We start from the raw sequence: 14,416 nt of genomic DNA, 5'->3' as shown, positions 1-14,416 counted from the left end.
CATGCACGACAATTGCGGCAATCGCGGCGGTTCCGATCGGCGCTTCAACTGGCGCGGCCAGGCGTTTTCGGCCTTTGCCGATCGCTTCGGCGAGCAGATCACCGAGGCGGTGTTCGGCCCCGGCCCGGGCTTCGCGGCCGGCTTCGGCGGTCCACGCCGTGGCGGCGGTCGTCCCGGTGGCCGGAAACGCGTGCTCGATGCGGCCGATCTGCGCCTCGTCCTGCTCCACCTGATCGCCGAACAGCCGCGCCACGGCTATGAACTGATCAAGGCGATCGAGACCCTGTCGGGCGGCGTCTATGCGCCCAGCCCGGGCATGGTCTATCCGACGCTGACGCTGATCGCCGATGTCGGCGAGGCCGATGAAAAGGCCGAAGGCAGCCGCAAGCTCTACGCGATCACCGAGGCCGGCACCGCGGCGCTGGCGGCGGAGGCCGATGCGGTGAAATCCGCCATGGCCCGGCTGGAGGCGCTGGCGAAGATGAGCGAGCGCACCGATTCGGCGCCCGTCCGCCGTGCCATGCGCAACCTGCACACGGCGCTGCACACGCGCCTGTCGGACGACAACAGCGACCGCGAACTGCAACTGAAGGTCGCCGCCATCCTCGACGAGGCGGCGAGCAGGATCGAGCGGCTCTAGCCTTCTCCCCTCCCTTGAAAGGGAGGGGAGCGGGGCCTAGCCTGTTCCAAAGGGGACCGGGCCATGCTGCGTTTTGCGACTTTGCTGCTGTTGTCGGCAGCGACCCCGGCGCTGGCGGCGCCCGACACCGTCATCGCCAACGGCGTCATCTACGACGGCAGCGGCGGCGCGCCCTATCCGGGCTGGGTGGCGCTGACCGGCGATCGCATCAGCGCCATGGGGCGTAGTGATTCCGGGGGCAAGGCCCCCGCCGCGGCGCGCACCATCGACGTCCACGGCCAGGCCATCGCGCCGGGCTTCGTCAACATGCTGTCCTGGGCGGTCGAAAGCCTGATCGTCGACGGCCGCGCGCAGAGCGACATTCGCCAGGGCGTGACGCTGGAGGTGATGGGCGAAGGCAATTCGATGGGGCCGCTCAATCCCGAAATGAAGCGGCTGGCGCAGCAGCGGCAGGACGATGTCAAATATCCGGTCAGCTGGACGACCTTGGGCGAATATCTGGCGATGCTGGAGAAAAAGGGCATCGCGCCGAATGTCGCCAGCTTTGTCGGCACGGCGACGGTGCGCATCCATGAACTCGGCGAAAAGGACATCGACCCGACCCCCGAACAGCTGGGCCGGATGCGCGGGTTGGTGCGTGCCGCGATGAACGAGGGCGCCCTGGGGGTCGGCAGTTCGCTGATCTATGCACCGGGCGCCTATGCCGAAACGCCGGAGCTGGTGGCGCTGGCGACCGAGAGCGCCAAGTGCGGCGGCATGTACATCAGCCATATGCGGTCGGAAGGCGACAATGTCGAAGCGGCCGTCGACGAGCTGATCACCATCGCGAAACAGTCGGGCGGCCCGGCCGAGATCTGGCATCTGAAGCAGTCGGGCAAGGACAATTGGGGCAAGCTCGACAGCATCATCGCCAGGGTCGAGGCGGCGCGGGCGGCGGGCATCCGCATCACCGCCGACATGTACAATTACACCGCCGGCGCCACAGGCCTCGATGCGTCGATGCCGCTCTGGGTGCAGGACGGCGGGCTGGAGGCGTGGATCGAGCGGCTGAAGGACCCCGCGATCCGGGCGCGGGTGAAGGCGGAGATGGGCGCCAAGGGGCAGGGGTGGGAAAATCTGTTCCACAGCGCCGGCACGCCCGAAAACCTGCTGCTGCTCGGTTTCAAAAACCCGAAACTGAAGCCGCTGACGGGGAAGACGCTGGCAGAGGTCGCGAAACTGCGCGGCACGTCCCCCGCCGACACCGCGATGGACCTGGTGATCGAGGACGGCAGCCGCGTCGGCACCGCCTATTTCCTGATGACCGAAGCCAATGTGAAGCGCCAGATCGGCCTGCCCTGGGTGGGCTTCGGCTCGGATGCCGGGGCGCCGGCGGCGGAGGGGGTGTTCCTGCTCAGCCAGGATCACCCGCGCGCCTATGGCAATGTCGCGCGGCTGCTGGGCAAATATGTGCGCGACGAAAAGGCGACGACGCTGCCCGATGCGATCCGCCGGCTGACGTCGCAGCCGGTCGCCAATCTCGGCATCAAGGAGCGGGGGCTGCTCAAGGCCGGCTATTTCGCCGATGTCGTGGTGTTCGATCCCGCGACCATCGCCGACCATGCGACGTTCGCGAAGCCGGCGCAGTACGCGACCGGGGTGGCGCAGGTGTTCGTCAACGGCATTCAGGTCTTGAAGGACGGCGAGCCGACCGGGGCGGCGGCAGGGCGGTTCGTAAAGGGGCCGGGGGCGGGGAAGTGTGCGGGGTGAGCGGATAGCCTCCGCCGGTCTTCCACACACGCGCAAAGGATGGTTTCGCTCCAGCGGCCATCGAGAAAAGCCTTGACATTTTTCACCGATTTGGTTATCAAGTCGAGCGTTCTGCTCTTTGACATCGTGATGAACTGCAGGAGCCGGCGAGCGAAGACCGCCGCTGTGTAAAAAACGCAGAGTGAGTGACTTTCGAGACTTTTGGAGGATTTGACAACGCTAGCCCGAGGAGCGCCGGCCGCTCTCGCCTGGGCCGTATCCGCGCCAACTTCGCTGCTCTTTCCCTCTAGTTGAGCGCAGCGAAAATAGAGTGGGGAGGGTCGGGGTGGGGCTGTAGACGCGGGTGGGTAAGACCCCCACCCCGACCCTCCCCACCCTACCGTCTGCGACGGTGGGGGGAGGGAGCAGAACGGCGGCTTTCGCCCAATGCCCGACATAGCTGTCGTCATCTTTTATGCCTAAAAGCAGCCGATCGGATGCTACGGTCTATTGCACTCGGCCCCCGTCGCTTCCGCGTTCATGTCGATACCAGCGCGCGATGACAACCAATGCTACGACCGGGATGCCAAAGTTAAGAAGCCACGGCGCGTATGGCCCGGCCTTGCTGGCCTGAGCCCCGAGTAGCGAAACGTTTACCAAAAGAACCGCGTAAGCACCTGTGGACCAGTTCAGCCCGAAGCCCACGAAGCCAAACAAACTTCCTAATGTCCAAAGCCATCTTCGCTTCAGCCACCGACGTCGCCAGATCAGAACGGTAGCCCATATACATGAGCTGACGCATGTTAGCATGATGGCCAACCAGAGATAGCCAAGCGGCCCCCGCCTGCCGACCTCAAAGCTATCCATCTCCGATGGGTCCTCTTTGAAAGGCGTGACGTTGAGGCCTGCGAGCCGCATCTCGTCGCCCGATGCTTGGAAAACAACGCGCACAATAGCCCAGTGGTCACCTGAGCCACCTTGAACAATAAAGGTCTTAGTTGTCGGACCGCCGCTGAGACTGAAGCTGTTGACCGTCTGTAAACGGAAATTGCCTTGGACCGGCATGAGCAAGGGGGCGACCTGCTTCATGTAACGGGGAAGCTGTTGCCGAAGCTCAGGCGCTGCTTGCTTTGCAAGTGGCTCCATCTGGCCCGCTCGAAGGTCCTCTGCGGCCCCTATAGCGAGAGCCTGCTCCTTTGGGGAAGCGAGGCGATCATTCCAACCTTGCTGGGTGCAGGCGGCAAGGCAGAGCAGCACCAGCAGAATTAGTCGCCGCATATAGCCACCCATCGTAGATGCTTGATAACAGTCCACTCGATCGGCAGCAAGCGTGTGCGGCACCGGGTGAGCCTTCTGGTCGGATGATGGCAGCTATCGCCCCTTGCGTCCCCGGAACCTGCCTGTCCGCAGTCCACCAATCTCGGTCATTCCAGGCAGCCAATCTTGCTTAGACCGGCAAGATCTCCACGATCGTGTCGCCAGCCGCGATGGTGTTGGCGCCCGGCTCCCAGAAACCGACGATCTTCCCGTCGCGGATGATGCGCACCGCCAGGCCGGTGCTGACCGAGCGTAGCGGCTTGCCGACCTCCGCAGGCAGCGCCGGGCGCTCGCACAGCGCCACACAGCCCGCGGCACCGGCGAGGTCGGCGATATAGTCGACGGCGTGGCGATGGCTCGACGAGCGCGCCAGCAGATGGCCGCCGAGGCGCACCGGATTGATGATGGCGTTGGCGCCGGCCTGGCGCAGCAGATCCTCGTTTTCATGGGCGCGGACGCTGACGCTGATCGGCACGGCATGGTTGAGTTGCCGCGCCGTCAGCGTCACCAGCGCCGCGGTGTCGTCGCGGCCGGTGGCGATCAGCACGCCGCGGGCGCGGTGGATGAAGGCGGCCTCCAGCGTCGCATTATGGGTGGCGTCGCCGGTCACGCCGGTGGTGCCGGTGGCCACCGCGGCGGCGATCGCGGCGGGGTCGCTGTCGACGACGACGATGGCATCGGCGGATATGCCTTCGCGGCACAGTTCCTCCACCGCCGCGGCGCCGCTGGCGCCATAGCCGCAGACGATGAAATGGTCGTGGAGTTTGTCGCCGATCATGCGCGTTCGAACCCGGCTCCAGCTGTCTTTGATGACGAAGCTATAGGCGCTGCCGAGGAAGATCAGCCAGACGAAAAGGCGGATCGGCGTGACGACGAAGGTATCGAACATCCGCGCCGAGGGCGTGACCGGCACGATGTCGCCATAGCCGACGGTGGTGACGGTGACCGCGGTGAAGTAGATGACATCGAGAAAGCTGACGCTGCCATCGGTGTTGTCGCGCAGGCCGTCGCGGTCATACCAGTGGCCGGCGACGGCGATGCCGAACAGCCCGGCGACGAGCAGCGCGCGCAGGGCCAGCGAGGCCGTTGTCGACAGCCGGCTGCGGCGATGCAGCGGAATATGGCGATCGTCGTCGTCGGCCATGGCGGCGCTATTCGGTGCGCTTCAGCAGGTCGACGAGCTCGGCCGTCCAGAATTGCGCCCAGGTGTGGGTGCTGTGGCCGCGGGTTTCGGCGGTTTCCGGGATCAGCACGAAGCGGGCGTTGGGCATCTTCTTCACCTCGCGTTCGGGCAAAGCCAGGCCGGGCGGGTTGATGAAATCATCGGCGCTGTTGATCCAGGTGACCGGCACGGTGATGCGGCCGAGCAGCGGCGAGGGGTTGTAGTTGCGCGAGGCATCGAGGCGATAGATCGTGTCGTTGGCATCGGTTTCGGCCATGGCGCGCTCGACGATGCCCTTCAGCGCCGCCTCGGCCTTTTCACGGGTCGGCCAATCGGCCTGCATGCGAACCGGGGCGGAACCGGCAATGACGCCCAGAACCGCGGCGGTGCGCAGGCCACCGAGCGGCGGCGACGTGTAGTTGCCGCCCTGCCACAGCGGATCGGCCTTGATCGCGTCGATGGTCATCTGGCGCCACAGCCGGTTGCGGCCGGCAAGCTCGACCGTCTGGCAGGCGGTCGGCATGATGGCGCGGGCGGCATCGGGGTGGCGGGTGCCGTGCACGAAATCCATCATGCAGCCCATCGAGGTGCCCATCAGCAGGCGCAGCTGCTTGACCTTCAGATGCTCGGTCAGCAGGCGGTACTGGGCATCGACCATGTCGTCGTAGTCGTATTTCGGGAAGGTCATGCGCAGGCCGTCGCTGGGCTTGGTCGAGCCGCCATGGCCGATGGCATCGGGCAGGATGATGAAATAGCGGGTGATGTCGAGCGGCTGGCCGGGGCCGTACAGCGCGTCGGCGAACTGCGGCCGCAGGAATTGCGCGCCGGTGCCGCCGGTGCCGTGCAGCACCATGACCGCGTTGACGACATTGCCGGCAGCGTCGCGGCGCGGCGTGCCAAGCGTGCGGTAATGCTGGTTGAGCTTCGGCAGCGTCTCGCCGCTGCCGAAGCGGAAGTTGGGGATGGCATAATCGGCCTCTGCCACCGGCCATTTGCTGGCGGCGGGCGTCGTCGGCAGGGTGGCGACGGGCGGGCGGGCGGCCGGCGCCGTCGCCGGCGGGGCCTGGGCGGCGGCGATGGTCGTGGTGGCGAGGGCGAAAGCGGCGGCGAGGGTGCGGATCATGTGACCTTGCTAACGGTCTGGCGGTGCCGGTCAACTGCGCCGGGTGCCTCGCTGTTGCAACACAGTTCATGGCATGCTGCGGCGAGCAGGGAGAACGACATGCGGACGATGGGTGCGACGATGGTCATGGGGACGGCGCTGGCCGGGGTGTTGCTGGCGAGCACGGCGCTGGCGCAGGTGCCGGTGGCGGAGTTGGCGAAACCGCCTGCAGAGGCGCGGCATTTCATCATCCAGTCGACCGGCGGCAAGCATGGCGACAGCTGGGCCTGGACGGCGGCCGACGGGACGGTGATGGGCCGCGAATCGATGGTGCTGCGCGGCCAGGTCTGGGAGGTGGAATCGGCGACCAAGGTCGGCCCCGACGGCATGCCGGCGGCGGTGACCGTGCGTGGTTTCAGCCCGCAGGGCGATGCCGGCGAGACGTTCGCGGTGGCGGGCGGCAAGGCGAGCTGGAAAAGCCAGATCGACGCCGGCAGCGCCGCCTATGGCGCGCCGGCCTTCTACACCACGATGGGCGGCCCGATGGGGCTGAATGCCCAGTTGGTGGAGGCGATCCTGGCCAGCCCCGACAAGTCGCTCGCGCTGCTGCCGGGCGGCCGCGCCACGGCCAAGCCGCTGACGACGATCGAGGTCGGCGAGGGCGCGGCGAAGCACACGCTGACGGCCTGGGCGATCAGCGGGCTCGGCACCACGCCGGTGCCGATCTGGACCGACGCCGCGGGCAAGTTCTTCGGCGTCACCTTCGGTATGGGCTGGCTGCCGGTCGGCTATGAGAAGGACATGGCGAGGATGGAGGCGGCGCAGGTGAAGGCGCTGGCCGCCGATGCGCCGGCGCGGGTCAAGGCGCTGTTGAAGACGCCCGATGGCCCCGTCGCCTTCACCCATGTCCGGCTGTACGACGCCGATGCCGGCATCTTCCGCCCCGACCAGACGGTGGTCGTCGACAAGGGGTTGATCGTGCGCGTCGGCGCCGCGGCGAAGACGCCGATTGGCAAGGCGATGATCATCGACGGCGCCGGCAAGACGCTGGTGCCGGGCCTGTGGGACAGCCACATGCATGTCGGCGACGATTTCACCGGCACGCAGGAGCTGTCCTTGGGCGTCACCTCGGTGCGCGACCCCGGCAACAACGATGTGCAGACCATCGAGCGGGCGCGGCGCCGGGCGGCGGGCGAATTGCTGATGCCCAATGTCTATGCCTCGTCGCTGATCGACGGCAAGGGGCCCAACACCGCCCAGGTCGCCAATGTCGTGACCAGCGAGGTCGAGGCCATCGCCGCGGTGAAAAAGGCCAAGGCCGGCGGCTTCATCGGGGTGAAATTCTACGGCACGCTCGACCCCAAATGGCTGAAGCCCGCCATTGCCAAGGCGCACCGGCTGGGGCTGCACGTCCATGGCCATGTGCCGCAGGGCATCCGCCCGATGGATGCGATCGCCGCCGGTTATGACGAGATCACGCATATCAACTGGGTGATGATGCAGGCGATGCCCGACAGCGTCATCGCGGCATCCAACGGCATCATGCGGTTCGAGGGGCCGGGGCGCTATGCCAGGCAAGTCGACCTCGATGCCGAGCCGATGAAGACCATGGTGGCGACGATGGCGAAGAAGAAGATCGTCAGCGATCCGACGCTGGTGACGTTCGAAGGGCTTTATGTGCCCGACAATGGCGACCTGTCGCCGGCCTATGCGCCCTTTGCCGGCACGATGCCGCCGACGACCGAGCGCGGCTTTCGCTCGGGCGGGTTCGCCGTGCCCAAGGACCTGACCCGCGCCGATTATCGCGCCAGCTTCGCCAAGATGAAGGCGCTGGCGGTCAAGATGCAGCGCGCCGGCGTGCCGATCGTCGCCGGCACCGACGGCAGCGGGCTGGAGATCATCCGCGAGCTGGAACTGTACGTCGAAGCCGGGATGACGCCGGGGGAGGCGCTGGCGACGGCGACGATCAACCCGGCGCGGCTGGTCGGCAAGGCGGCGACCACGGGTTCGATCAAGGTCGGCAAGGTGGCGGACATGGTGCTCGTGGAGGGCAATCCGTCGGTGCGGATCGACGATTTGCGGCAGACTCGGACGGTGATGCTGGGGGGCAAGCTGCTCGATGCCGATGCCCTGCGCGCGGCAGCGGGGTTCTCGGGGCGGCCGAAGTAGCGAGAGGCAGTGGTTGAGCGTTTCGCCGCCGCCTGCTAGCGGCTGTGCAGCGCAACACGAAAGCCCAACATGTCCGTCGACGACGCCACCGTCAGAAAGATCGCCCGCCTCGCCCGCATCGGCATCGCCGAGGAGCAGGTGCCGGCGCTGGCCGGTGAGTTGTCGGCGATTCTCGGCTGGATCGAGCAGCTGGGCGAGGTCGACACGACCGGCGTCGCGCCGATGACGGCGGTGATCCCCAACCATCTCGCCTGGCGTGCCGATGGCGTCACCGATGGCGATGTGCAGGCCAAGGTGCTCGCCAATGCCCCCGATGCGACTAGCGGCTTTTTCGCCGTGCCGAAAGTGATCGAATGACCGTGCTGACCGATCTCACCATTGCCGGCATGAAGGCCGGGCTGGCCAGGCGCGACTTTTCCGCCGCCGAGCTGACCGCTGCGCATCTGACCGCGATGGAGCAGGCGCGCGGGCTCAACGCCTTCATCGTCGAAACGCCGGAAATCGCGACCGGCCAGGCCGCCGCTGCCGACATGGCGCTGGCCCGCGGCGAGGCGCGGCCGCTGGCCGGCATTCCGCTCGGCATCAAGGACCTGTTCTGCACCCAGGGCGTTCAGACGACGGCCGGGTCGAAGATCCTCCAAGGCTTCATCCCCCAGTATGAATCGACCGTGTCGGGCAAGCTGCTCGCCGATGGCGCGGTCATGCTCGGCAAGCTGAACATGGACGAATTCGCCATGGGCTCGTCGAACGAGACCAGCGCCTATGGCAAGGTGATCTCGCCATGGAAGGCGGAGAATTCGAACCGCGAGCTCGTGCCCGGCGGCTCGTCGGGCGGCTCGGCGGCGGCGGTCGCGGCGCGAATCGCCGCCGGCGCCACCGGCACCGATACCGGCGGCTCGATCCGGCAGCCGGCGGCCTTCGTCGGCATTTCGGGCATCAAGCCGACCTATGGCCGCTGCTCGCGCTGGGGCGTCGTCGCCTTTGCCTCGTCGCTCGACCAGGCCGGGCCGATGGCGCGCACCGTCGAGGATTGCGCGCTGCTGCTGACCTCGATGTGCGGCTATGACGCCAAGGATTCGACCTCGCTGAACGTGCCGGTGCCCGATTTCGCCGCCGGGCTGACCGGCGACCTGCGCGGCAAGCGGGTCGGCGTGCCGAAGGAATACCGCCTCGATGGCATGGACGCGACGATCGCGAAACTCTGGGACCAGGGCCTGGAATGGCTGAATGCCGCCGGCGCGACCATCGTCGATGTGTCGCTGCCGCACACCAAATACGCGCTGCCGGCCTATTACATCATCGCGCCTGCCGAAGCTTCGTCCAACCTCGCCCGCTATGACGGCGTCCGCTACGGCCTGCGCGTGACGCCGCCGGGCGGAAACCTTGCCGACATGTACAGCGCCACCCGCGCCGCCGGCTTTGGCGCCGAGGTCAAGCGCCGCATCATGATCGGCACCTATGTGCTGTCGGCGGGCTATTACGACGCCTATTACACCCAGGCGCAGCGGGTGCGGGCGCTCATCGCCCGCGATTTCGAACAGGCCTGGGAACATTGCGACCTGCTGCTGACGCCGACGGCGCCCAGCGCGGCGTTCGCCTTCGGCGACAAGGCCGACCCGCTGGCGATGTATCTCAACGACGTCTTTACGGTGCCGTCGTCGCTCGCCGGCCTGCCGGCGATGTCCGTGCCGGCGGGGCTTTCGCCAGACGGCCTGCCGCTCGGCCTGCAGATCATCGGCAAGCCGCTCGACGAAGCCGGGGTTCTGGACGCCGGACTGGCGATCGAGCGGGCGGCCAATTTCACGGCCAAACCCTTATGACGACTGCCATGACAGAGGCGAACATGAAACCTTGGACCGTCAAGGGCGCCACCGGCGACTGGGAAATCGTTGTCGGGCTGGAGGTCCATGCCCAGGTCACCGCCCAGTCCAAGCTGTTTTCCGGTGCCGCGACGACCTTTGGTGCCGAGCCCAATTCGCAGGTCAGCCTCGTCGATGCGGCGATGCCGGGGATGCTGCCGGTGCTGAACGGCGAATGCGTGCGCCAGGCGGTGCGGACCGGCCTCGCGCTCGGCGCCGAGATCCACAAATGGTCGCGCTTCGATCGCAAGAATTATTTCTACGCCGACCTGCCGCAGGGCTACCAGATCAGCCAGCTCTATCACCCGATTGTCGGCGAGGGCACGCTGGATGTGGAAACCGACGACGGCGCACGGACAACCGTGGGCATCGAGCGCATCCATCTGGAGCAGGACGCCGGCAAGTCGGTTCATGATCTGCACCCGACCATGTCCTATGTCGATCTCAACCGCTCCGGCTGCGCGCTGATGGAGATCGTGTCGAAACCCGATATCCGGTCACCGGCAGAGGCGGGGGCCTATGTCGCGGCGCTGCGCCAGCTGCTGCGCTATGTCGGCAGCTGCGACGGCAACATGGACGAAGGATCGATGCGCGCCGACGTCAATGTGTCGGTCAGGAAGGCCGGCGAACCCTTCGGCACGCGGACCGAGACCAAGAACGTCAATTCCGTGCGCTTCATCATGCAGGCCGTCGAGGTCGAGGCGAAACGTCAGGTCGAAGTCATCGAGGCCGGCGGCAGCATCGTCCAGGAAACCCGGCTGTTCGACCCCAACAGCGGCACGACGCGGTCGATGCGGTCCAAGGAAGACGCCCACGACTATCGCTATTTCCCCGATCCCGACCTGTTGCCGGTCGAGTTCGATGATGCCTTTGTCGCCGAATGCCTGGCCAGCCTGCCCGAGCTGCCGGTGGCGAAGCGGGCACGCTACGTCGATACGCTGGGGATTTCGCCCTACAATGCCGCGGTGCTGACCGCCGATGTCGAGACGGCGCGCTATTTCGAGGCAGTGCTCGACGGTACCGGGCCGAGCCTCGCCACGGCGGCGGCGAACTGGGTGACGTCGGAACTGTTCGGCGCGCTGAAGAAGGCCGGCGTCGGCATCGAGGCGAGCCCGGTCAAGCCTGGCCAGGCGGCGGCGCTGCTGAAGCTGGTCGGCGACGGCGCGATTTCCAACTCGATCGCCAAGCAGGTGCTCGAGGTGATGGTCGAGACCGGCGAGGACCCGGCCGCGATCGTGGAGGCGCGCGGCCTGCAGCAGGTCAGCGACACCGGCGCCATCGACGCCGCCATCGCCGCGATCATCGCCGCAAATGCCGACAAGGTCGACCAGTACAAGGCCGGCAAGGAGGCGCTGTTCGGCTTTTTCGTCGGCCAGACGATGAAGGCGATGGCCGGCAAGGCCAACCCGGGCGTCGTCAACGAACGGTTGAAGGCGGCGCTGGCGGGTTAATCTAGTCGCCGGTGGTGGTGGCTGCTGCCGGGATCCGGAATTCCGCCGTCGCCGTCCGTGTTTCGGGCAGCACATAGACGATGCCGCCGGCAGCGAACGCCGGCCGGATGAAGCCGTCGTAGAAGGCGGTGGTGACGCCGATGCAGCCGTAGGAAGCGCGATTGTCGGCGCTCGTCCTCGTGGCGAGTCGATCGACGCGGCTTTTGGCGGTCATGCCCGGCTTGCGATCGGAGGCGCGGTGGAGTGCGATCGCGGTATCGTAATCGACCCACAGCAGGTCCTCGCCCGAACTGTCATGGCCCAGCGTCGCCAGGAAGCGTCCCGCCGGGGTGGTGCGTTCCGCCGAGCGAATGGCCGCGAGGCGGCGGCTGCCGATGCCGGGCACCGAATCGTCACCGGTCGCGGCGCCGATCAGTGCCGGCACCGAAGCCTGCAAGGCGCCGCCGCCATCGAACAGGAACAGCCGGGCATCGGCCTTGTCGAGGATGATGTAGGGCAGGCCGCGATTGTCGTGCGATCCGGCGACCCAGTCGGCGACGCGCCGGGTTTCGGCCGACAGGGTCCGAACACCGGCATCCGCGGCTGCGGCGGGTCCAGGGAACGCTAGGCTGAAGGCGCCGGCGGGCGTGGCCGTGGTGAGGAGAAGGACTGCGGCGAGGAGCGATTTGCATCCGAACGTCGGACATGAACATATAGGTAAACACATAATTAACACTTAGCTGCGATCTGTTGAAAACCGGCAGCTATTTAGACACCTGCGACGTTACGGCACAGCCTTGGTCTGCGGTTAGCGGGTGTGTTGGTGCCGGCGCCAATCCAACGAAAGTCTCGAAAGTCACCGTGTTTGCAGTTCGGCGACCGCTGTTCGGCGGTGCCTGGTCGTGGCCAGCGATGTCAAAGAACGAGACGCTCGCTCTGATAACCAAATCGGTGATAAATGTCAACCCTCTCCCGCTTGCAAGAGAGGCGGGTGAGGGCCTGCTCTTGCGTCGGCGCGCGAATACACCCTCACCCGCCGCGCTGGTGCGCCAGTCGCCTCTCCCGCAGGCGGGAGAGGGTCGTTGCGCGGCATTCGGCAGCCCGCCAATATGCCCGCCATGACCGCCGGTACCATCCACGCCATCACCCGCCTGCCCGGCTTCCTCGATCGCGGAGAGCTGACCCATATCGACCGCGTGCCGGCCGACATGGGGCGCGCCGCGGCGCAGCATGCGGCGTATCGGGCGGCGCTGGAGCGCGCCGGGGCGCGGGTGACGGTGCTGCCGGCGCTGGCGGATTATCCCGACAGCTGTTTCGTCGAGGATGTCGCGGTGATCCTGCCGCAGCTGGTGATCCTGACCCGGCCGGGGGCGGTGTCGCGGCAGGGGGAGGTGGCGCACATGGCGCCGCACCTGCCGGCCGATCGGCCGCACTTCACCGTCACCGCGCCCGGCACGATCGACGGCGGCGACGTGATGGTCGTCGGGCGCGACATCTTCATCGGGCTGACCCTGCGCACCAACGCCGCGGCGGTGGCGCAGGCGGCGGACGCGGTGGCGCCGCATGGTTACCGAGTAACGGGCGTGCCGCTCGCCGATGCCCTGCACCTGAAGACGGCGGTGTCGGCGCTGGCCGATGACCTCGTGCTGGTCAACGCCGACTGGATCGACCCCCAGGTGTTCGGGCGGCGGCACATCGCCAGCGCGCCGGGCGAGCCGTTCGCCGGCAACAGCCTGACCGTCGGCAACACCGTGTTCCATGCGACGGGAGCGGAGACGCTGGCGCGGATCGCGGCGGCGGGGTTTGCGGTGGAGTACCTCGACATTTCGGAGTTCGCGAAGTGCGAGGCCGGGCTGACGTGTCTGAGTCTGGTGTACTAAGTCGGCGCGACCAAGCGCAGACAGAAACAACTGTGAAATCCGCCGCTTGTCGGATCGATTGCGCTCTTGCTAAACAGCCCACAGGCATTGGTGGGTGGGGCTTGCTGTGATTTTGAAACAACACGAAGGTGTGCATCGCGACATCGAGAAGCTTGAAATACTGATGCGCGATACACGGGCGGATTCACGTTATCGCCAGCAGATCGATACCGAAATACGAAAGCTCAGGGCTGGCGATCGTGGCGAGGCGGGCGTTGCCTATCACCTGAAATCGTTTTTCGGCGATTCCAAGAACTGGATTGTACTCAACGATCTGCGCATCGAACACGATGGCCTAGTGGCGCAGATCGACCATATTCTGATCGGCCGCATGCTGGACATCTGGGTGTGCGAAAGCAAAAGCTGCTCGGGCGGTGTTAAGATCAACGACCGCCGCGAATTCACGACATTCTTCAATGGCCGGCCGCGCGGTATGGCGTCACCGATCGAGCAGAATGAGCGTCATGTCAGGCTCTTGCGCACCGTGTTCGACGCCGGGCTGGTGACCATGCCGAAAAGGCTGGGCTTTCTGCTCAAACCCCGCTTTCGCAGCCTTATCCTGATCGCCAATGGCGCGATTACGCGACCGAAAGTGCCATTCCCTGGTCTTGAGACGGTCATCAAAGGCGAGCATCTGAAGGACCATGTCACCGGGAGCGACGAGGGCGGTAACCCGCTGGACATTGCCAAGATCGTCAGCCCGACGACACTCGAGGATATCGGCCGGCAATTACTTGCATTGCACAAGCCGATCGTCTTCGACTGGCATGCTCGCCTTGAGGCAGCAGCACGTGCCGGCAAGGAGTCTACGACCCAGCAGCCGCCACATGCACCTGCGGCTGCAGTGCCGTCGGCGACTGAGGCGCCCGCCGAGGTTGCCGCGGCCCCTACGGTGGTGCCGCTGGCAGCCGCCAAGGCGCCACGGCCACCCGCCGCCAACTGCAAGCAGTGTGGCGGGCCGGTTTCGAGCGGCGTGAAAAGCTATTGCGTCAAAAATGCCGAACGTTTCGCGGGCGCCATCCTTTGTCAGCCCTGCCAGGCCGCTTTGCCTGGCTGACGGCTTCAGAGGCGCCCGGGGCACGGCTCGCTT

At 66.4% G+C, this 14,416-nt stretch carries 12 protein-coding genes; 8 read left to right on the top strand and 4 right to left on the bottom strand.

Annotated elements, in window-relative coordinates:
* The first annotated feature begins 1 nt into the window (after window position 1).
* Entirely contained in the window at window positions 2-640 is a 639-nt protein-coding gene (locus ACP7AI_RS15635; RefSeq protein ID WP_426169298.1) for a PadR family transcriptional regulator, read from the top strand.
* A 63-nt stretch (window positions 641-703) separates the two neighbouring features.
* Window positions 704-2,389: an N-acyl-D-amino-acid deacylase family protein gene (locus tag ACP7AI_RS15630; RefSeq protein ID WP_426169295.1), complete on the top strand. Its 1,686-nt coding sequence runs from the start codon at window positions 704-706 to the stop codon at window positions 2,387-2,389.
* A 486-nt stretch (window positions 2,390-2,875) separates the two neighbouring features.
* Here the strand turns inward: ACP7AI_RS15630 and ACP7AI_RS15625 are convergent, their stop codons facing one another.
* The 3 genes from ACP7AI_RS15625 to ACP7AI_RS15615 form a co-directional block, all read right to left on the bottom strand.
* The gene (locus tag ACP7AI_RS15625; protein ID WP_426169293.1) at window positions 2,876-3,658 is read right to left on the bottom strand and encodes a hypothetical protein; all 783 of its coding nucleotides are present in this window, start codon (window positions 3,656-3,658) and stop codon (window positions 2,876-2,878) included.
* Between the two features lie 157 nt (window positions 3,659-3,815).
* Entirely contained in the window at window positions 3,816-4,829 is a 1,014-nt protein-coding gene (locus ACP7AI_RS15620; RefSeq protein ID WP_426169291.1) for a potassium channel family protein, read from the bottom strand.
* A 7-nt stretch (window positions 4,830-4,836) separates the two neighbouring features.
* On the bottom strand, window positions 4,837-5,970 hold the full coding sequence (locus ACP7AI_RS15615) for an alpha/beta fold hydrolase (protein WP_426169288.1): 1,134 nt from the start codon (window positions 5,968-5,970) through the stop codon (window positions 4,837-4,839).
* Between the two features lie 99 nt (window positions 5,971-6,069).
* Between ACP7AI_RS15615 and ACP7AI_RS15610 the strand changes: the two genes are divergently transcribed.
* From ACP7AI_RS15610 to gatB, 4 genes are all read left to right on the top strand, one after another.
* Window positions 6,070-8,118: an amidohydrolase family protein gene (locus tag ACP7AI_RS15610; RefSeq protein ID WP_426169286.1), complete on the top strand. Its 2,049-nt coding sequence runs from the start codon at window positions 6,070-6,072 to the stop codon at window positions 8,116-8,118.
* Between the two features lie 69 nt (window positions 8,119-8,187).
* Window positions 8,188-8,475, top strand: coding sequence for an Asp-tRNA(Asn)/Glu-tRNA(Gln) amidotransferase subunit GatC (gene gatC, locus ACP7AI_RS15605; RefSeq protein ID WP_426169283.1), 288 nt, complete (start codon window positions 8,188-8,190; stop codon window positions 8,473-8,475).
* Window positions 8,472-9,938, top strand: a complete 1,467-nt coding sequence (gene gatA / locus ACP7AI_RS15600) for an Asp-tRNA(Asn)/Glu-tRNA(Gln) amidotransferase subunit GatA (protein WP_426169281.1) — start codon at window positions 8,472-8,474, stop codon at window positions 9,936-9,938. The genes gatC and gatA overlap by 4 nt, the downstream gene beginning before the upstream one ends.
* Before the next feature lie 23 nt (window positions 9,939-9,961).
* The gene (gene gatB, locus ACP7AI_RS15595; RefSeq protein ID WP_426169279.1) at window positions 9,962-11,428 is read left to right on the top strand and encodes an Asp-tRNA(Asn)/Glu-tRNA(Gln) amidotransferase subunit GatB; all 1,467 of its coding nucleotides are present in this window, start codon (window positions 9,962-9,964) and stop codon (window positions 11,426-11,428) included.
* 1 nt (window position 11,429) lies between these two features.
* On the opposite strand, the gene ACP7AI_RS15590 is transcribed toward gatB, so the two are convergent.
* Entirely contained in the window at window positions 11,430-12,134 is a 705-nt protein-coding gene (locus ACP7AI_RS15590; protein WP_426169276.1) for a L,D-transpeptidase, read from the bottom strand.
* 391 nt (window positions 12,135-12,525) lie between these two features.
* Between ACP7AI_RS15590 and ACP7AI_RS15585 the strand changes: the two genes are divergently transcribed.
* On the top strand, window positions 12,526-13,287 hold the full coding sequence (locus tag ACP7AI_RS15585) for a dimethylarginine dimethylaminohydrolase family protein (protein WP_426169274.1): 762 nt from the start codon (window positions 12,526-12,528) through the stop codon (window positions 13,285-13,287).
* A 94-nt stretch (window positions 13,288-13,381) separates the two neighbouring features.
* Window positions 13,382-14,383 (top strand): nuclease-related domain-containing protein, encoded by a 1,002-nt coding sequence (locus ACP7AI_RS15580; protein WP_426169272.1) that lies wholly within the window; start codon window positions 13,382-13,384, stop codon window positions 14,381-14,383.
* The last annotated feature ends 33 nt before the right edge of the window (window positions 14,384-14,416 follow it).

The sequence above is a fragment of the Sandarakinorhabdus sp. DWP1-3-1 genome, from assembly GCF_049896705.1.
In the GTDB taxonomy this organism is placed as follows: domain Bacteria; phylum Pseudomonadota; class Alphaproteobacteria; order Sphingomonadales; family Sphingomonadaceae; genus Sandarakinorhabdus.
Note: the sequence above shows the minus strand (reverse complement) of the source record. Positions and strands in the feature narration are given on the sequence as shown.